Here is a 17,335-nt window from a genome sequence, read left to right as displayed (position 1 = left end):
AAGGAATCGCCTGGTATGGACCAACCGAACATGCAACGCCGCAGGGTGCTCGCAGCAATGGCGGCGGCCGGCTTGCTGGCAGGCTGCGGCTTTCACATGCGCGGCAACGCCGATTTCGCGTTCAAGCGGCTCTATATCGGCCTTCCGGAAAATTCGCTGATGGGCGCGGATTTGCGGCGGAATATCCGAAACGGCTCCGACACCCAGATCGTCAATAATCCCAAGGAAGCGGACGCACTGCTGGACGTGCTGAGCGACACCCGCGCCAAGTCGATCCTGTCGATCACGACCGAGGGCGTGGTGCGTGAATACCGGCTGACCCAGCGGTTCAGCTTCCGCTTGCGCGATGCGGCCGGCAAGGAGTTGATTCCGCCGTCGCAACTGGTGCTGACGCGCGACCTGACCTACAACGAAGCCAACACCTTGGCCAAGGACTATGAGGAGCAGCAGCTCTATCGCGACATGCAGCGCGATATCGTGCAGCAGCTGTTGCGCCGCCTGGCCTCGGTCAAGGCCATCTGAACGCCGCCGCGGCGACGATGCAACTCAAGCTCGACGGACTCGATGCCCACCTGAAGCAGGCCCAGGCCAAGGGCCTGGCGCCGCTGTACGTGGTGCACGGTGACGAACACCTGCTGGTTCTGGAAGCCGTGGACCGGCTGCGTCGCACCGCACGCGAGGCCGGCTTTTCCGAGCGCGACGTGCTGGTGGCCGAGCGCGGCTTCCACTGGGGGCAACTGGTCGAGGCGCAACAGTCGATGTCCCTGTTTGGCGATCGCAAGATCGTCGAAATTCGCATCCCCTCCGGCAAGCCCGGCAAGGATGGCGGCGAAGCGCTGCGTGCCGTGGCGGCCCAGCCGTCGCCGGACGTCGTGATGCTGGTGACGCTGCCGAGGCTGGATTTTGCCACCTCCAAGTCGGCCTGGTTCCAGGCGCTTGAGTCTGCCGGGGTGTCGATCAAGGTCGATGCCGTGGACCGGACCCGCCTGCCGGCCTGGGTCGGTGATCGCCTGGCCTTACAGCAGCAACGCGTGGAACCCGGGGAGCCTGGCCGCCGGGCGCTGCAGTTCATTGCCGACAAGGTCGAAGGTAATCTGCTGGCCGCGCACCAGGAAATCCAGAAGCTCGGGCTGCTCTACCCACCGGGTGTCCTGACGTTCGACCAGATTCACGATGCGGTGCTCAATGTGGCCCGCTATGACGTATTCAAGCTGTCCGAGGCGATGCTCGGCGGCGATGTTCCCCGCCTGACCCGCATGCTCGAAGGGCTGCGCGGCGAGGGGGAGGCCACGGTGCTGGTGCTGTGGGCGCTGACCGAGGAAATTCGCGTATTATCCAAGGTCCGGCAAGGGCTGGCGGCCGGCAAGCCGGCGGGCGTGCTGATGCGCGAACTGCGCGTCTGGGGCCCGCGCGAGCGGCTGGTGCCGCAGGCTGCGCAACGGCTGTCGATGCCGCAACTGGAAGCTGCACTGGCGACGGCTGCGCGGCTGGATCGGCAGGTCAAGGGCCTCGCCGACCTGCCAGGTGCCGGCGGCCTGGGCGGCAGCCTGCCAGCCGAGCCATGGGACGGGCTGCAGCAACTCGCATTGATGATCGCCAAGCCGGCCTGAACCCAGACAGCGTACCCATCCGGCAGCCGCGCCGGACACCCCCGCGGCACAACACACGCAGCAGAGCCGGGCACCGCCTGGACACCATCATGACCGAGTTCGATCTCAACCAATACATGGACCGCGTCGGCCAGCAGGCCCGCGCGGCGTCGCGCGCGATGGCCCGGGCTTCCACGGCCGACAAGAACCGCGCGCTGCTGACCATCGCCGCCGCCATCCGCCGCGATGCGGACAAGCTCAAGGCCGTCAATGCCCGCGATGTGGAACGTGCCCGCGCCAATGGCCAGGACGCTGCCTTCGTGGATCGCCTGACGCTGTCGGACAAGGCCATCGCCACGATGTCCGCCGGCCTCGAGCAGATCGCGGCGCTGGCAGACCCGATCGGCGAGATTTCGAACATGAAGTACCGTCCGACCGGCATCCAGGTGGGCCAGATGCGGGTGCCGCTGGGCGTGATCGGCATCATCTATGAGTCCCGTCCGAACGTGACCATCGACGCTGCGGCGCTGTGCCTGAAATCCGGCAATGCGACGATCCTGCGTGGCGGCTCGGAGGCGATCGAATCCAATACGGCACTGGCCGCACTGGTGGCCGAGGGCCTGGCTGCCGCCGGCCTGCCGTCGGAGGCCGTACAGGTGATTGAAACCACCGACCGCGCCGCCGTGGGCCGCCTGATCACGATGACCGGATACGTGGATGTGATCGTTCCGCGCGGCGGCAAGAGCCTGATCGCGCGACTGATGGACGAGGCGCGCGTGCCGATGATCAAGCACCTGGATGGTATCTGCCACGTCTATATCGACGACGATGCCGATGTGGAGAAGGCGGTGCGCGTCGCGGACAACGCCAAGACCCAGCGCTACGCGCCTTGCAACACCATGGAAACGCTGCTGGTGTCGCGCAATATCGCCACCACCGTGCTGCCGCCGCTGTGCCGCATCTACCAGGATAAGGGTGTCGAATTGCGCGTATGTCCGACGACGCGCGCCACGCTGGAAGCCGCGGGGTTCACGGGGCTGGTCGATGCCACGGAGGAGGACTGGCGCCTGGAATACCTGGCCCCGGTGCTTGCCATCCGCACGGTAGGCGGGCTGGATGACGCCATCGCGCACATCAACACATATGGCTCGGCCCATACCGACTCCATCGTGACCGAGAACTACAGCGCCGGCATGCGGTTCCTGCGCGAGGTGGATTCGGCCAGCGTCATGATCAACGCTTCCACGCGTTTCGCGGATGGCTTCGAGTACGGCCTGGGCGCGGAGATCGGCATCTCGAACGACAAGCTGCACGCGCGCGGCCCGGTGGGGCTGGAAGGCCTGACGTCCCTGAAATACGTGGTGTTCGGGCACGGCGAGATTCGGACCTGACGCCGCGACGATCGACAGCCATCCGACAACAACAAGCGTTTTCCACGCGATCTCCAATGCTCTGGGTCAAGTCGTTTCATATCGTCTTTGTCATATCGTGGTTCGCCGGTTTGTTCTACCTGCCGCGCATCTTCGTCAACCTGGCGATGGAGACCGATCCGGCAGGTGTCCAGCGCCTGTTGCTGATGGCGCGCAAGCTGTTCCGTTTCATGACGATGCTGGCTGTGCCGGCCGTCATCTTCGGGCTGTGGCTGTACCTGGGCTATGGCATCGGGCGCGGTGCGGGGCAGGGCTGGATGCACGCCAAGCTGGCGCTGGTGCTGGTGCTGATCGGGTATCACCACGGCTGTGGTGTGCTGCTGCGCAAATTCGAGGCGGGCGCCAACACGCGTTCGCACAAGTTTTATCGCTGGTTCAACGAGCTGCCGGTGCTGGTCCTGCTGGCGATCGTGATTCTCGTTGTGGTCAAGCCGTTCTGAATTTCCGAGTATTTCCTAGCCGTCCACAGTTGTCCCCAAAACGCCTTTCATGAGGTCATGATGAGCAAGCAGGTCGAGTATTTCCTGGCGCCACAGTCCCCGTTCGTGTACCTGGGCCACGCGCGCTTTGTCGAAATTGCCAACCGGCACGAGGCCCAGGTCTTGCTGAAGCCGTGCGATCTCGGCAAGGTGTTCTCGGTGTCCGGCGGCCTGCCGCTGGCCCAGCGTCCGCCGCAGCGCCAGGCCTACCGGCTGGTGGAAATAGAGCGCTGGAGCCAGTTCCTCGGCCTTCCGATGCACCTGAACCCGACGTTTTTCCCGGTGTCCGGCGATGCTGCGGCAAAGCTGATCATTGCCGCGCAACTGGCGCACGGCACGCAGCGCGCGCTGGAACTGACCGGTGCGATCTGCCGCGCGATATGGGCCGAGCAACGCAATATCGCCGATGCCGCCACGCTTGCCAGGATCGCCGATGAAGTCGGCCTGGAAGGCGCCGGCCTGCTCAAGGCCAGCGAAGCCCAGGCGGTGCAGGCCGCCTATGCGCAGAACACGCAGGATGCGATTTCCGCGAACGTGTTCGGTGCGCCCTGGTATGTCCACGATGGCCAGCCGTACTGGGGCCAGGACCGGCTGGAGTTCCTCGACCGCGCGCTGGCGGCTGGCTGAGCGATCCGCTAGGCTAGTCTCACACCCCGTCCGCCACGGCGGACGTTTTTGTTTGCAGGATGTTCTACCCATGACCCAAGCCTTTTTTGCTCCCTGCCCGCGTGGCCTGGAATCCGCCCTGGCCGAGGAACTGCAGGAAATCGCGCAGTATCCGGCCGTGGTGGCCACAGCGCCGTTCCAGGTGCATCGCGAGGTGCCGGGCGGGGTGCCGTTCTCCGGCGACATGGCCGCCGCATACGCGGTCAACCTGCATTCGCGCATCGCCAGCCGCGTGCTGCTGCGGGTGGCTCAGCGCGGCTACCGGCATGAGGACGATATCTACGCGCTGGCGCGGCAGCAGCGCTGGGACCAGTGGTTCTCGCCGGATGAGTGCATCCGCGTGGATATCACGTCCCACAAGTCGCCGCTGCGCAGCCTCAATTTCACGGCGCTGCGGGTCAAGGATGGCGTCTGCGATGCCATGCGCGAGCGCCTGGGTGCGCGGCCTAGCGTCGATACGGTCAGTCCCGATGTGCGGATTTATGCGCACCTGACCGAATTCGACTGCACGCTGTATCTCGACACCACGGGCGAGCCGCTGTTCAAGCGCGGCTGGCGGATGGAAAAGGGTGAGGCGCCGCTCAAGGAAAACCTCGCCGCCGGCATCCTGCGACTGGCCGGCTGGGTGCAGGGCCAGACGGACCGCCCGTTCTTCGACCCGATGTGCGGCAGCGGCACGTTCCTCGTGGAGGCCGCGCAGGTGGCGCTGGGCCTGGCACCCGGGGGCGGGAGGACATTTGCGTTCGAATGGCTGAAGGGGGCCGACAACAAGGCGTGGCAGGCGCTGCGTGCAGACGCCCAGCAAGCCCGCGAGCAGGTTGCCGCCAGGAATGCGGGGCTGCAGATAGCCGGTTCGGATATTTCCACGGACATGTTGTCGATGGCGCAGGCCAACTGGCAGCGCGCGGGGCTCCCCGCCGATGCCAGGCTCAAGCAGGTGGATGCCCGCTTCGTCCAGCCACCTTTCGAGGCACCCGGCCTGATGCTGATGAACCCGCCGTACGGCGAGCGGATTGCGGTACGCGGCGATCGCCGGAATCCGGAGCAGGAAGCGCCGCGCGACGAGGCCGAGGAAGCCGCCGCCAACCAGTTCGCCACCGCCTTCGCGACCACGCTCAAGCAGCATTTCGCGGGCTGGCAGGCCTGGGTGTTCACCGGGGATCTCACGTTCCCGAAGCGCCTGCGACTCAAGGAGTCGCGCCGCACGCCGCTCTTCAACGGCAATATCGAGTGCCGGTTGTTCCGGTTCGATATGGTGCGCGGCGGGAATCGCGCGGAAGCGAAAAAAGACTGAACGACTGAAGGGGTCTGAAGGATTGAAGGTGGCGCCTCGCTCGGCGGCGAGCGCGGCGCCACGCAGTCACGGCGTGACGTGTCAGGCGTGCTTGTTGCGCCCCGTCATCGTCTCCGGGCTGCGTGCGAAATCGGCCAGGAAACCCTGCAAGCTGATGACCGGCTCCTGCAGCAGGTGACGCGGCAGATCGAACAACGCGTAGAAATATTCCTCGCGCCCTTCGCAACGCTCGGCTGGCAGGCAGTATTGCTCCCAGTCCGCACAGGCCGGTGTGTACATGCCGTTGCCGGGCCAGAAAAACGGCACGATGCGGCCTTCACGCAATCCTTCGATCAGCGCGGCAGGTGCCTCGTAGGCTTCCGCCGACTCCACCTGGTTCATCAGCCCCGCGCGGGTTTCGATCACCATCAACGTCGCATGTCCCTGCGCGGTCAGCAGCAGGATGCCCACCGGATTCGGGTAAAGGTAGTACTCGACAAAGCCGTACCGCGCGGCGGTCTGCCGCACGCGGTCCGCCATGGCCGGGTCCGACAGGAACGAATACGAATGCCGCGTCAGCAGGTCGCGCAGCGTGCGCGAAATCGACGTGAAGTACTGCTGTTGCAGCGCGTCGATCTCCTGGTCCAGCCGTGCCACCATGTTCGGATCGTGCTTCTTCACATAGCGGTCGATCAGGCCGTGGTTGAAGCCTTGCACAGCGATGCTTTCGTCGGCCGTGCCGGTCAGCAGGATTGTCTTGCACGGCAGGTCCTGCAGCGCCTGGCAAAACTCCAGCCCGTCCATCTGCGGCATCGAGTAGTCCACTACGATCACGCCCGGCTGCAGGAAGCGGTGGATGTCGTGGATCTGGCGATGGATGCGGTCAACATCCAGCTGCACCGTGCGGCGCTCGCTCAGGAAGGTGAGGTCGTCGTGCGTGACACGCACCGGCAGGAAGGCCGGATGCCGTGTGGCGTAGGCCTCGCGAATCCACGCCAGCGCCTCGCGCGGGTCGGTAAAGCTCACCACCGCGCGCGATGCATCCATCTGGAACGCCAGGCTGTCGATGAACGATTTGCTATCGTCCACCAGCACCGTCAACACGGGGTGATGGAAGACCGACAGGTTCCTGTCATGCGGGCTGAATGTCATGGTGCGATCAAATCTGCTGCCGACAGCAGGCGATGGAATCGGTGATTGCTGGGCCGTGGCAGGCCAGTATAACGCGCCACTGTGGCCGCGCAACTGTGCCGCCAAAAAGCAAACGGCCGGCGTTGGTTGCCGGCCGCACGTCTTCGATTTCGTTGATTTCAGGTCTTCGCGCCGCTTTATTCAGGGGCCGGACGAGACGCGGCCGCCTCGTCCCGGATTAACGGCATCCTGGACCGTTCCTTAAGCGGCGAGACGTCCCCTGAGCGATGCCTTAGTCGACGGCCTTGAACATATCCTCGACCACTTTCTTGGCGTCGCCAAACACCATCATGGTCTTGTCCATGTAGAACAGCTCGTTGTCCAGGCCCGCGTAGCCGGCCGCCATCGAGCGCTTGTTCACGATGATGGTCTTGGCCTTGTACGCCTCCAGGATCGGCATGCCGGCGATCGGCGACTGCGGATCGGTCTTGGCCGCCGGATTCACCACATCGTTGGCGCCCAGCACCAGCACCACATCGGCCTGGCCGAACTCGCTGTTGATGTCTTCCATCTCGAAGACCTGGTCGTAGGGCACTTCGGCCTCGGCCAGCAGCACGTTCATGTGGCCCGGCATGCGGCCCGCCACCGGGTGGATCGCGTACTTCACGGTCACGCCCTTTTCGGCCAGCTTTTCCGTCAGTTCCTTCAGTGCGTGCTGCGCGCGCGCCACGGCCAGGCCGTAGCCGGGCACGATGATCACGGTTTCGGCATTGCCCATCAGGAAGGCCGCGTCGTCGGCGGAGCCCGACTTCACGTTGCGTTGCGCCTGCGCGCCCGCCGCCGTCGCCGCCGTCGCGCCGCCGAAGCCGCCCAGCAGCACGTTGAAGAACGACCGGTTCATCGCCTTGCACATGATGTACGAGAGGATGGCACCGGACGAGCCCACCAGCGAGCCGGCGATGATCAGCATCGGGTTGTTCAGCGAGAAGCCGATGCCCGCCGCCGCCCAGCCCGAGTACGAGTTCAGCATCGACACCACGACCGGCATGTCCGCGCCACCGATCGGGATGATGATCAGCACACCCAGCACGAAGGCGATGGCCAGCATGATCAGGAACGGAAGCCAGTCCTGCGACATGAAGAAGATCACGCCGAAGCCCAGCATGGCCACGGCCAGCAGCAGGTTGAGCCAGTGCTGGCCGGCAAACACCACCGGCGCGCCCTGGAACAGGCGGAATTTGTAGCGTCCGGCCAGCTTGCCGAACGCGATCACCGAGCCCGAGAACGTGATGGCACCCACGAAGCAGCCGATGAACAGCTCGATCCGGTTGCCGGTCGGGATCAGGTGCGAACCCGCCGGCGTGATGCCGAACGCCGCCGGCTCCGCCACCGCGGCCACCGCGATGAACACAGCCGCCAGACCGATCAGCGAGTGCATGGCCGCCACCAGTTCGGGCATCTTGGTCATTTCGACCTTGCGCGCCACGTAGGCGCCGATGCCACCGCCGACGACCAGCGCGCCGAAGATCAAGGCCAGGCCCGTGCCCACCGACGACTGCGCCGCGCCGGCCGCGAGGAATTCGTTCTTGAGCTTGACGATCAGCGCCAGCGTGGTCACCACGGCAATCGCCATGCCGATCATGCCGAACGCATTGCCCTTGCGGGCCGAGGCCGGGTGGGACAGGCCCTTCAGGGCCTGGATGAAGCAGACGGAAGCCACCAGGTAGAGCAGGGTGACGAGGTTCATGCTGACGAGTTCAGTCATCACTTGCCCTCCTTGTGCTCGATCCTGGCCTTGGGTTCCTTCTTCTTGAACATCTCCAGCATGCGCTGGGTCACGAGGAAGCCGCCGAACACGTTCACTGCGGCCAGTGCCACGGCCAGCGTGCCCATGATGCGGCCCACGCCGCCTTCGGTGAGGCCGGCCGCCAGCATGGCGCCGACGATGATGATGGCCGAGATCGCATTGGTCACGGCCATCAGCGGGGTGTGCAGCGCGGGCGTTACCGTCCAGACCACGTGGTATCCCACGTAGATTGCCAGCACAAAGATGATCAGGTTGATCACCGTGTGGTTCACCATCTCCATCGACTTCTCCTCCGTTGCTTTCGAATTCCTGCGGCTGTATGTCGTGTCGACTTGAACTGCAAAAAGCGGGACCGCCGTTGGCGCCGTGCTGGCTGCGGCGCGGCCACGCCCGGATGGCTCCCCGGCGCGTGGCGGTGTCAGCGGGAAGATCAGTCGATCTTCTTGATTTCCTTGATGCGGTTCTTCTCGTCGACCAGGATGACGCGCGGCTTGTACGTCTTGATTTCCTCGTCGCTCATCGGTGCATAGGTGCAGATGATCAGATGGTCGCCCAGGTGTGCGCGGCGCGCGGCGGCGCCGTTCAGCGAGATCTCGCCGGTGCCACGGGCACCCTTGATGATGTAGGTGGAAAAGCGCTCGCCATTCTGCACGTTGTACAGGTCGATCTTTTCGAACTCCTTCATGTCGGCAGCGTCGAGGAGATCCTCGTCGATGCCGCACGAGCCCTCATAGTTGAGGTCCGCCTGCGTCACGGTGACACGGTGGAGCTTGGCGCGGAGCATGATGCGTTGCATGGGAAATACGTCCTTGATTGAGGCAGGTTGGCGCCGGCCGGAACCGGCGCCGGTTGAGAATCAGGCGGCCTGTCGGACGAGCTGGCCATCCTTGCACATCAGGCAGGCGGCGACGATGTCGTCTTCCAGGTTGAGCGTGAAGCGAGCGTCCTTGTCGACGATCAGTTTCAGGAAGTCCAGCACGTTGCGCGCGTACAGCGCCGAGGCGTCCGCGGCGACCATGCCGGCCAGGTTGGTATGGCCGATCACGATGACGCCGTGGCGCTCCACCACCTCATCGGGCACGGTCAGCGGGCAGTTGCCGCCTTGCGCGGCGGCCAGGTCCACCACCACCGAACCCGGCTTCATCTGCCTGACGGTGTCTTCCTGCAGCAGCACAGGCGCCTTGCGGCCCGGGATCAGCGCGGTGGTGATGACGATGTCGGCCTGCTTCGCGCGTTCGTGTACAAGCTCCGCCTGGCGACGCATCCAGTCCGGCGGCATCGGCCGCGCGTAGCCGCCCACGCCCTGAGCGATCTCGCGTTCCTCATCGGTCAGGAACGGCACATCGACGAACTTGGCGCCCAGCGATTCGATCTGCTCCTTCACGGCGGGACGCACATCCGAGGCCTCGATCACGGCGCCAAGGCGCTTGGCGGTGGCGATGGCTTGCAGGCCCGCCACGCCGGCGCCGAGGATCAGCACGCGGGCGGCCTTCACCGTGCCGGCGGCCGTCATCAGCATCGGCATGAAGCGCTGGTAGTGGTGAGCGGCGACCAGCACGGCCTTGTAGCCGGCGATGTTGGCCTGCGACGACAGCACGTCCATGCTTTGCGCGCGCGTGGTGCGCGGCGCGGCCTCCAGCGCGAACGCCGTGATGGCGGCGCTGGCCATGCGCGCGTTGTTTTCGATATCAAAGGGATTGAGCATGCCGACCAGCACGGAACCCGGCTTGATCTGGGCGCGTTCCGCGTCGTCCGGCGCGCGCACCTTGAGCACGAGCTCGGCGCCCAGCGCCTCGGCGGCGGTGCCGATGCGGGCGCCCACGGCCTCGAACGCGGCGTCGGGAATGCTCGCGCGTACGCCAGCTCCAGCCTGCACCGTGACCTGGTGTCCCTGTGCGACGTACTTCTTGACGGTCTCCGGGGTGGCGGCAACGCGCGCCTCACCTGCCCGCGTTTCCTGCGGGATGCCGATATGCATCGTCAATTTCTCCTTTTGCTGGCGTCGTATCTGATGGACGGGCAGACGTCCTGACCCGTTGGCTCCGCGGCGCGGCGCACCATTTTTTGCGCAGCTTACCCGAAACTTACGTTCGGTGGTGACCGGTCGGTCGGCGATTTGTGCGGTCGCCGTGACTCATTTTTGCGACTCATGAAACGACTCGTTTTATGCAGCCCGGATTACCTCTTGATTCAAACATAGCGCGGCAAGGTCCAATCTTGATGCCGATTTAACGCGGCACTCCGTATCGTGGCGGCCACGTCTCTTTTAGACGTTTTCCCAAAAACTGACCTCAACGCCATGATCGTGACTCGTCTGATGACCTCGGTGCCAGCCATGCTGTCCGCCGCCGTGCTCCTTGCTGCCCCGTTTTCGTCCGCCCTCGCCCAGGAGGCGCAGGCTTCCGCCGAACCTGCGTCGCCCCATACCTTTACCGCCAACGTCACGCTCGCCAGCGAATATCGCTACCGCGGCATCATGCAGACCAACCGTCGCCCCGCCATCCAGGGCGGATTCGACTACGCGCACGAAAGCGGTTTCTATCTCGGCAACTGGAATTCGAACATCAGCTGGCTTTCGGACAGCAATACGGAAGTGTCCGCGCCGATCGAGATGGATTTCTACGGCGGTTTCAAGAACAGCTTCAAGGTGGCCGACTTGGACTTCAACTATGACGTCGGCGTACTCGAGTACTACCACCCCGGTGACTATCCGGCCGGATTCACGCGCCCGTACACGACCGAACTGTACGCCGGCATCGGCTACGGGCCCGTTTTCCTCAAGTATTCGCATGCGGTGACCAACCTGTTCGGATTCGCCGACAGCAAGAACAGCTACTACATCGACCTCACGGCCAATGTGCCGCTGAACGTGTGGGACCTGACCGTCAACGCGCACGTGGGTTACCAGGGCGTGCAGCATTTCAGCGATGCCTCGTACACGGACTGGAAGATCGGCCTGACCAAGGACTTCGGCAAGGGGCTGACCGTCGCGGTGGCATACATCGACACGAACGCGAAGCGCGGCGTCTATACGAACTCGCACGGCCGCTACATGGGCAAGGCGACGGCGTTCGCTTCGATCACCAAGGCGTTCTGATCGTTGACGTCTTTACGTGATGTTGATGCGGCGGGCCGCGATTGCTGCATCAAATTGAGGCGCGCATCCCTAGCATAAAGCCATGTTCAACAGACGATCCGCCGCGCGCGGATCCGCGCTTTATGCGACAGACCTCCAGCCTGGCCGTAGCCTTCGCGACCGTTCCCCGCCGCCGTATCGCCCGCGACGCCTTGCCTTGCGCCGCGAGCGACGGACACTGGATCCGCTTGCGGCTGGCGGTGCCGTCGGCGCAGGTGTTCATGCTGCGGCAAACGCTGCATCGTGCGCTCGGCAGCCAGGCCCGCGTCTATGTGGTCGAAGTCGATCATCGCCACGACGAGACCACGCTGCATGTGGAAGTGGAACGCGGCGGCCGCGATGCGGCGATGCACGCGATCATGACCGCGCTGCCGGCCGCCGAGTTCGGCGTGACGACGCTGCTCGGGAGCGATCATGCGGCGCACTGACGGATCGCGCGGCGCGATGACCGATGGGTTGTGGCTGCCGATGGTGACGCCGCTGCGCAGCGGCCAGCCCGACCTCCCTGGCGCGCAGCGGCTGGCGTCCTTCTATGCGGCCGCTGGCGTGGATGGCCTGATCATCCTGGGCACGACAGGCGAGGGCGGCCTGCTGTCGGAACCGGAGCGGCTGATGGTCGCCGCCGCGACGCTGGAAGCCGTGCAAGGCACGGTGCCGGTGATGGCCGGCGTCGGCGGGGTGGATACGCGATCGGTGTGCGAGCAGGTCCGCCGGCTCGATCGGTTCGAACTTGCCGGCTACCTCGTGCCGCCACCGTACTACCTGCGCGTGTCCGACGAAGGCATCGCCTGGCACGTGGGCCGGGTGGCCAGCCAGACGGCTCGTCCGCTGATGCTCTACAACGTGCCGAAGCGCACCGGTTGCACGATTTCACCAGACCTCGCGCGGCGCCTGGCCGCGCATCCGCAGGTCGTCGCCATCAAGGAATGCGATCCGGCCGGATTGCGCGCGCTGGCAGGCCAGGCGCCGTTGGGGGCATCCCTGGCGACGCATCCGGCATTGCCGTTGGCGGCCCCGCTGGCGGTGTTTTGCGGCGAAGACGCTGCGATGCTCGACCACCTGCTGGCCGGTGGCGCGGGCGTGGTGCCGGCGACCGCGCACATCCGGCCAGACCTGTTCGTGCGCCTGCTTCAGCTGGTGCGGACCGGCCGGGAAGAGGCGGCACGCGCGCTGTTCCGCCAGCTGGCCCCGCTGATCGGCCTGATGTTCGCCGAGCCTAATCCCGCGCCGGTCAAGGCCGCGCTTGCCTTGTGCAGTCTGGCGCGCGCCGAAGTGCGCCGCCCCCTCACGCCGGCCACGCGCGCGCTGGTGGCTCGTATCGAGGCGGCCATCGCGTTGCTGCCACCGCCGCACGCATCCATGAGCGCGACTTCCATGGCGCAGCCCGCCTGACGCCAGGCCAGGCGCGACGGCATTCCCGGCTGGCGATGCACGATCCACCGGCAACCGGTAAAATGCCGGATTGCTTAAAAAATGTGCATCATGCCACGTGACTGGAACGCCAGCGTCACGGTTGCCGCGGTCATCGAACGCGGCGGCCGATTCCTGCTGGTTGAAGAGGAAACCGCGGACGGCTTGCGGCTGAACCAGCCGGCCGGCCACCTCGAAGCGGGTGAGAGCCTGATCCGCGCCGTCATCCGCGAAACGCTGGAGGAGACGGCGCACACCTTCGAGCCGCGCGCCTTGCTCGGCTGCTATATGAGCCGCGGGCGTTCGTCGCGCGACCAGGGCGATACCACCTACGTGCGCTTTGCCTTTACCGGCGACCTGGGTTCGCTCGACAGCGGCCGTCAGCTCGATACCGGCATCGTTCGCACGGTGTGGATGAGCGCTGAGGAACTGCGCGGCTGCCCGGAGCGCCATCGTACGCCGCTGCTGATGGCCTGCGTCGACGACTACCTGGCTGGCAAGCGGTTTGCGCTGGACGTGCTCTATACGCATCCGACGTCCGTCGCGGGCTCGGATGCCGCGGACGCCGCGGACGCTTCGGCGGGAGCCTTGTCATGAGCGGCAAGCGTGTTGTCGTCGGCATGTCGGGCGGGGTGGACTCGTCCGTCACCGCATGGCTGCTCAAGCAGCAGGGCTACGAGGTCATCGGCCTGTTCATGAAGAACTGGGAGGACGATGACGACAGCGAGTATTGCTCGACGCGGCAGGACTGGCTGGACGTGGTTTCCGTGGCGGACCTGATCGGCGTGGATGTGGAAGCCGTCAACTTCGCGGCCGAATACAAGGACCGCGTGTTTGCCGATTTCCTGCGCGAGTACTCGGCCGGCCGCACGCCGAACCCGGACGTGCTCTGCAATGCGGAGATCAAGTTCAAGGCGTTCCTGGACCATGCCATGTCGCTGGGTGCCGAGACCATTGCCACGGGTCACTATGCGCGCGTGCGGCAGGCGGCGAATGGCCGCTTCGAACTGCTCAAGGCGTTCGACCATACCAAGGATCAAAGCTACTTCCTGCATCGGCTGAACCAGGCGCAGCTGTCGCGCACGTTGTTCCCGCTGGGCGAAATCCCGAAGACCCGCGTGCGTGAGATTGCCGCGGAGATCGGCCTGCCCAATGCGAGGAAGAAGGATTCCACCGGCATCTGCTTTATCGGCGAACGGCCGTTCCGCGATTTCCTGAACCGCTACCTGCCGACCAAGCCGGGCCCCATGAAGACTCCGGAAGGCAAGCTGGTGGGCGAGCACATCGGGCTGGCGTTTTATACGCTGGGCCAGCGCAAGGGCATCGGCCTGGGCGGCAGCCGCGAGGGCAATGGCGACGCGTGGTATGTGGCGCGCAAGGACATGGCCGGCAACACGCTGTACGTGGTGCAGGGGCATGACCATCCGTGGCTGCTGACGCCAACGCTGGATGCGGCGGACCTGTCCTGGGTGGCAGGGGAGGCGCCCGCGGAGGGTGCGGCGATGGCCGCGAAGACGCGCTATCGGCAGAGCGATGCGCCGTGCAAGGTCGAGGTGGCGGCGGGCGACGCGCTGAAGCTGTCGTTCGGCGAAGCCCAATGGGCGGTGACGCCGGGGCAGTCGGCGGTGCTGTACGACGGGGAAGTGTGCCTCGGCGGCGGGATCATTCAGTAGGGAACGATCCCGCCGCCGGTGGTGTTGAGGCCTTAAGGCACCAAGGCGTTAAGGCCGACGCCAGCGCCGTGAAGCGGCCTTGAATCGGCCTTCAGGCGGGCGGCAGCGGGGTCGAGGCGGGGGAGCGTGAATTGCGCGTGAGATCCGCGCGAACCCTGCGCGAAATCAGGCGCTCGGCGGAGCGGTGTCGATAAACGACTGCCGCTTGCCAACCTTCTCCTCGAAGGCCACGAGGTTTGGATACTGCTCGCGCCAGGCGATGTCGGGAAAGCGGAAGTCGAGATAAGACAGCGCGCAGCCCACGGCCACGTCTGCCAGCGTGTAGTGAATGCCCGTGCACCACGGCTTGTCGGCCAGGCCCGAGGACATCGCGGCCAGGGCGGCGTCGATCTTGCCGCGCTGGCGCTGCACCCAGCGTTCGCTGCGTTCACCGGCCTCGCGCTGCGTGCCTTCCAGGCGCACCAGCAGTGCCGCGTCCAGCAGGCCGTCGGCCAGCGCTTCCCAGCAGCGCACTTCCAGGCGCTCGCGGCCGCCTTGGGGAATCAGCCGGCTGACCGGCGACAGCGTGTCCGCATATTCGGCGATGACGCGCGAATCGAAGACCGCGCCGCCGTCCTCCATGACCAGGCAAGGCACCTTGCCCAGCGGGTTGAACTGGCCGATGGTGGTGTCGGGCGACCAGACGTTTTCTTCGATCATCTGGTAATCAATCTTCTTTTCCGCCAGCACCACGCGCACCTTGCGCGCGTACGGGCTGGTCTGGGACGCATACAGCTTCATGTTCTCCCCTTGAGCTTGTTATGAAGTGCATCGGCGTTCTCTGGCACGAGGGATGCGCGTATGGCAGTTGCGTCCCTGCAGGCGCGTCCCTGCATGCCCAATGCACTTCATAACAGGCTACCGGATGGGCGAGCGCGAGTATACCCGCGCCCGCCTGCAAATGCCGGGCCAATGCGGCCCTGCGCACGCATGGCGGCACCGGATTCGTGGCGTGCCGCACAGGCATGGTGGCCGATGGTAAAATCCCGCGTTGCGCGATGCCGGCCGGCCCTCGCGGCACGCCGCCCGCGGCCTGCCGGATGCGGCGGATCGGTCATTTTGAAGTCGCCCCATTTGGGTTTGCGCCCCCGCACGACCTCCCGTCCTCTCTCATTTCTCCCGGTTGCCAGCATGTCCACCTCTTCCCTTTCGCCGCTCACCGCCCTGTCTCCCATCGATGGCCGCTATGCCGCCAAGGCCGATGCATTGCGCGAGTGGCTGTCCGAAGCGGCCTTCATGCGCAATCGCGTCAAGGTCGAGGTCAACTGGCTGATCGCGCTGGCGCAGGCCGGCCTGCCCGACGTGCCAAAGTTCTCGGCGCAGTCCGAAGCCAGGCTGCAGTCGCTGGTGGACAACTTTACGGAAGCCGACGCCGCCCGCATCAAGGAAATCGAGGCCGTGACCAACCACGACGTCAAGGCCGTGGAGTACTGGCTCAAGGAACAGGTCAAGGGCAACGCCGAACTGGAAGCCGCCAGCGAGTTCATCCATTTCGCCTGCACCTCGGAAGACATCAACAACACGTCGCACGGCATGATGCTCAAGGGCGCCCGTGACGGCGTGATCGTGCCGGCGCTCAAGCGCGTGCACGCCCGCCTGGTGGAACTGGCCAGGCTGAACGCCGCGCAGCCGATGCTGTCGCGCACGCACGGCCAGCCGGCCAGCCCGACCACGCTCGGCAAGGAAATGGCCAATGTGGCGGCGCGCCTCGCGCGTGCCCTGGAGCGCATCGAGCGCGTGGAGCTGCTGGGCAAGATGAACGGTGCCGTGGGTAACTACAACGCGCACCTGTCGGCCTATCCGACGTTCGACTGGGAGTCGTTCTCGAAGCAGGTGATCGAGTCGCGCCTGGGCCTGACGTTCAATCCGTACACGATCCAGATCGAGCCGCACGACTACATGGCGGAGCTGTTCGACGCCATCGCGCGCGCCAATACGATCCTGCTGGATCTGAACCGCGACGTCTGGGGCTACATCTCGCTGGGTTACTTCAAGCAGAAGACCAAGGCCGGGGAGATCGGCTCGTCGACGATGCCGCACAAGGTCAATCCGATCGACTTCGAAAACTCCGAAGGCAACCTGGGCCTGGCCAACGCGGTGCTGCGCCACCTCTCGGAAAAGCTGCCGCTCTCGCGCTGGCAGCGTGACCTGACGGACTCCACCGTGCTGCGCAACATGGGCGTGGCGTTCGGCTATAGCCTGCTGGCCTACGAAGCTTGCCTGCGCGGCCTGGGCAAGCTGGAAACCAACCCGGAACGCCTGAACGAAGACCTCGACAACTGCTGGGAAGTGCTGGCCGAGCCCGTGCAGACCGTGATGCGCCGCTTTGGCGTGCCCAATCCCTACGAGCAGCTCAAGGAACTCACGCGAGGCAAGGGCATTTCCCGTGAAGCGCTGCAGACCTTCGTGTCGGGCCTGGCGATTCCCGAGGATGCCAGGAAGCTGCTGCTTGAGATGACCCCGGCCACCTACATCGGCAAGGCCGTGGAACTGGCCAACAAGATCTGAGCGGCTTTCCTGTCGTTCACGTCGTTCAAGGAAGAGGGCTGGCAATGAACTGCACCCCAAAAGTTGGACATACATCCAACCTTTGGGGTGTTTTTCATGACGAAGTACGATGAGGCGTTCAAACGTCAAGTGGTCCAGGAGTATTTGTCCGGCTTTGGAGGGGTCATGTCGCTGAGTCGGAAGCACAGTATCAG

18 protein-coding genes are annotated in these 17,335 nt (G+C 65.1%); 12 read left to right on the top strand and 6 right to left on the bottom strand.

The annotated features are described in order from the left end of the window. Nucleotides 1-15 precede the first annotated feature (15 nt). From AC1DOX_RS25085 to AC1DOX_RS25060, 6 genes are all read left to right on the top strand, one after another. Nucleotides 16-522, top strand: a complete 507-nt coding sequence (locus AC1DOX_RS25085; protein WP_092135312.1) for an LPS-assembly lipoprotein LptE — start codon at nt 16-18, stop codon at nt 520-522. Between the two features lie 17 nt (nt 523-539). Further along, complete coding sequence (gene holA / locus AC1DOX_RS25080) at nt 540-1,610, top strand: DNA polymerase III subunit delta (RefSeq protein ID WP_441624262.1); 1,071 nt, start codon at nt 540-542, stop codon at nt 1,608-1,610. Between the two features lie 89 nt (nt 1,611-1,699). Then, nucleotides 1,700-2,980: a glutamate-5-semialdehyde dehydrogenase gene (locus tag AC1DOX_RS25075; protein ID WP_441624260.1), complete on the top strand. Its 1,281-nt coding sequence runs from the start codon at nt 1,700-1,702 to the stop codon at nt 2,978-2,980. Between the two features lie 56 nt (nt 2,981-3,036). Continuing rightward, the gene (locus tag AC1DOX_RS25070; RefSeq protein WP_092135307.1) at nt 3,037-3,459 is read left to right on the top strand and encodes a CopD family protein; all 423 of its coding nucleotides are present in this window, start codon (nt 3,037-3,039) and stop codon (nt 3,457-3,459) included. A 60-nt stretch (nt 3,460-3,519) separates the two neighbouring features. Then, nucleotides 3,520-4,125, top strand: a complete 606-nt coding sequence (locus tag AC1DOX_RS25065) for a 2-hydroxychromene-2-carboxylate isomerase (protein WP_441624269.1) — start codon at nt 3,520-3,522, stop codon at nt 4,123-4,125. Nucleotides 4,126-4,195: 70 nt separating this feature from the next. After that, nucleotides 4,196-5,458, top strand: coding sequence for a THUMP domain-containing class I SAM-dependent RNA methyltransferase (locus tag AC1DOX_RS25060; RefSeq protein ID WP_441624257.1), 1,263 nt, complete (start codon nt 4,196-4,198; stop codon nt 5,456-5,458). Nucleotides 5,459-5,539: 81 nt separating this feature from the next. On the opposite strand, the gene AC1DOX_RS25055 is transcribed toward AC1DOX_RS25060, so the two are convergent. From AC1DOX_RS25055 to AC1DOX_RS25035, 5 genes are all read right to left on the bottom strand, one after another. Continuing rightward, a complete protein-coding gene (locus tag AC1DOX_RS25055) occupies nt 5,540-6,589 on the bottom strand; it encodes a response regulator (RefSeq protein ID WP_441624255.1) in 1,050 nt (349 codons plus the stop codon). A 271-nt stretch (nt 6,590-6,860) separates the two neighbouring features. Further along, nucleotides 6,861-8,333 carry an NAD(P)(+) transhydrogenase (Re/Si-specific) subunit beta gene (locus AC1DOX_RS25050; protein ID WP_092135301.1) on the bottom strand — a complete coding sequence of 491 codons (1,473 nt, stop codon included), beginning with the start codon at nt 8,331-8,333 and terminating at the stop codon, nt 6,861-6,863. Next, the gene (locus AC1DOX_RS25045) at nt 8,333-8,656 is read right to left on the bottom strand and encodes an NAD(P) transhydrogenase subunit alpha part 2 (RefSeq protein WP_092135299.1); all 324 of its coding nucleotides are present in this window, start codon (nt 8,654-8,656) and stop codon (nt 8,333-8,335) included. Before AC1DOX_RS25045 ends, AC1DOX_RS25050 begins: the two co-directional genes overlap by 1 nt. A 149-nt stretch (nt 8,657-8,805) precedes the next feature. After that, the gene (gene panD, locus AC1DOX_RS25040; RefSeq protein ID WP_092135298.1) at nt 8,806-9,171 is read right to left on the bottom strand and encodes an aspartate 1-decarboxylase; all 366 of its coding nucleotides are present in this window, start codon (nt 9,169-9,171) and stop codon (nt 8,806-8,808) included. Between the two features lie 60 nt (nt 9,172-9,231). Then, nucleotides 9,232-10,353 (bottom strand): Re/Si-specific NAD(P)(+) transhydrogenase subunit alpha, encoded by a 1,122-nt coding sequence (locus AC1DOX_RS25035; protein ID WP_441624252.1) that lies wholly within the window; start codon nt 10,351-10,353, stop codon nt 9,232-9,234. Between the two features lie 321 nt (nt 10,354-10,674). On the opposite strand from AC1DOX_RS25035, the gene AC1DOX_RS25030 reads away from it, so the two are divergent. From AC1DOX_RS25030 to mnmA, 5 genes are all read left to right on the top strand, one after another. Continuing rightward, nucleotides 10,675-11,472 carry a TorF family putative porin gene (locus tag AC1DOX_RS25030; RefSeq protein ID WP_441624250.1) on the top strand — a complete coding sequence of 266 codons (798 nt, stop codon included), beginning with the start codon at nt 10,675-10,677 and terminating at the stop codon, nt 11,470-11,472. A 122-nt stretch (nt 11,473-11,594) separates the two neighbouring features. Beyond that, nucleotides 11,595-11,939 (top strand): hypothetical protein, encoded by a 345-nt coding sequence (locus AC1DOX_RS25025; protein ID WP_092135293.1) that lies wholly within the window; start codon nt 11,595-11,597, stop codon nt 11,937-11,939. Further along, nucleotides 11,926-12,903, top strand: coding sequence for a 4-hydroxy-tetrahydrodipicolinate synthase family protein (locus AC1DOX_RS25020; protein ID WP_441624248.1), 978 nt, complete (start codon nt 11,926-11,928; stop codon nt 12,901-12,903). Before AC1DOX_RS25025 ends, AC1DOX_RS25020 begins: the two co-directional genes overlap by 14 nt. Nucleotides 12,904-12,984: 81 nt before the next feature. Continuing rightward, complete coding sequence (locus tag AC1DOX_RS25015) at nt 12,985-13,518, top strand: NUDIX hydrolase (protein ID WP_441624246.1); 534 nt, start codon at nt 12,985-12,987, stop codon at nt 13,516-13,518. Beyond that, nucleotides 13,515-14,594 carry a tRNA 2-thiouridine(34) synthase MnmA gene (mnmA, locus tag AC1DOX_RS25010; protein WP_441624244.1) on the top strand — a complete coding sequence of 360 codons (1,080 nt, stop codon included), beginning with the start codon at nt 13,515-13,517 and terminating at the stop codon, nt 14,592-14,594. Before AC1DOX_RS25015 ends, mnmA begins: the two co-directional genes overlap by 4 nt. A 165-nt stretch (nt 14,595-14,759) precedes the next feature. Here mnmA and AC1DOX_RS25005 read toward each other — a convergent pair whose 3' ends face one another. Continuing rightward, entirely contained in the window at nt 14,760-15,374 is a 615-nt protein-coding gene (locus tag AC1DOX_RS25005; RefSeq protein ID WP_441624242.1) for a glutathione S-transferase C-terminal domain-containing protein, read from the bottom strand. 390 nt (nt 15,375-15,764) lie between these two features. Between AC1DOX_RS25005 and purB the strand changes: the two genes are divergently transcribed. After that, nucleotides 15,765-17,141, top strand: coding sequence for an adenylosuccinate lyase (purB, locus tag AC1DOX_RS25000; RefSeq protein WP_441624240.1), 1,377 nt, complete (start codon nt 15,765-15,767; stop codon nt 17,139-17,141). Nucleotides 17,142-17,335 lie beyond the last annotated feature (194 nt).

This window comes from Cupriavidus sp. 01L415, assembly GCF_056400065.1.
Note: the sequence above shows the minus strand (reverse complement) of the source record. Positions and strands in the feature narration are given on the sequence as shown.

Bases quoted from the DNA above. Each gene is read 5' to 3' on its own strand.
- purB (WP_441624240.1), top strand. From the start codon at position 15,765: ATGTCCACCTCTTCCCTTTCGCCGCTCACCGCCCTGTCTCCCATCGAT.
- AC1DOX_RS25045 (WP_092135299.1), bottom strand. From the start codon at position 8,656: ATGGAGATGGTGAACCACACGGTGATCAACCTGATCATCTTTGTGCTG.
- AC1DOX_RS25070 (WP_092135307.1), top strand. From the start codon at position 3,037: ATGCTCTGGGTCAAGTCGTTTCATATCGTCTTTGTCATATCGTGGTTC.
- AC1DOX_RS25035 (WP_441624252.1), bottom strand. From the start codon at position 10,353: ATGCATATCGGCATCCCGCAGGAAACGCGGGCAGGTGAGGCGCGCGTT.
- AC1DOX_RS25015 (WP_441624246.1), top strand. From the start codon at position 12,985: ATGTGCATCATGCCACGTGACTGGAACGCCAGCGTCACGGTTGCCGCG.
- AC1DOX_RS25030 (WP_441624250.1), top strand. From the start codon at position 10,675: ATGATCGTGACTCGTCTGATGACCTCGGTGCCAGCCATGCTGTCCGCC.
- AC1DOX_RS25055 (WP_441624255.1), bottom strand. From the start codon at position 6,589: ATGACATTCAGCCCGCATGACAGGAACCTGTCGGTCTTCCATCACCCC.
- AC1DOX_RS25020 (WP_441624248.1), top strand. From the start codon at position 11,926: ATGCGGCGCACTGACGGATCGCGCGGCGCGATGACCGATGGGTTGTGG.
- AC1DOX_RS25060 (WP_441624257.1), top strand. From the start codon at position 4,196: ATGACCCAAGCCTTTTTTGCTCCCTGCCCGCGTGGCCTGGAATCCGCC.
- AC1DOX_RS25075 (WP_441624260.1), top strand. From the start codon at position 1,700: ATGACCGAGTTCGATCTCAACCAATACATGGACCGCGTCGGCCAGCAG.
- AC1DOX_RS25085 (WP_092135312.1), top strand. From the start codon at position 16: ATGGACCAACCGAACATGCAACGCCGCAGGGTGCTCGCAGCAATGGCG.
- AC1DOX_RS25025 (WP_092135293.1), top strand. From the start codon at position 11,595: ATGCGACAGACCTCCAGCCTGGCCGTAGCCTTCGCGACCGTTCCCCGC.
- AC1DOX_RS25005 (WP_441624242.1), bottom strand. From the start codon at position 15,374: ATGAAGCTGTATGCGTCCCAGACCAGCCCGTACGCGCGCAAGGTGCGC.
- AC1DOX_RS25065 (WP_441624269.1), top strand. From the start codon at position 3,520: ATGAGCAAGCAGGTCGAGTATTTCCTGGCGCCACAGTCCCCGTTCGTG.
- AC1DOX_RS25050 (WP_092135301.1), bottom strand. From the start codon at position 8,333: ATGACTGAACTCGTCAGCATGAACCTCGTCACCCTGCTCTACCTGGTG.
- panD (WP_092135298.1), bottom strand. From the start codon at position 9,171: ATGCAACGCATCATGCTCCGCGCCAAGCTCCACCGTGTCACCGTGACG.
- holA (WP_441624262.1), top strand. From the start codon at position 540: ATGCAACTCAAGCTCGACGGACTCGATGCCCACCTGAAGCAGGCCCAG.
- mnmA (WP_441624244.1), top strand. From the start codon at position 13,515: ATGAGCGGCAAGCGTGTTGTCGTCGGCATGTCGGGCGGGGTGGACTCG.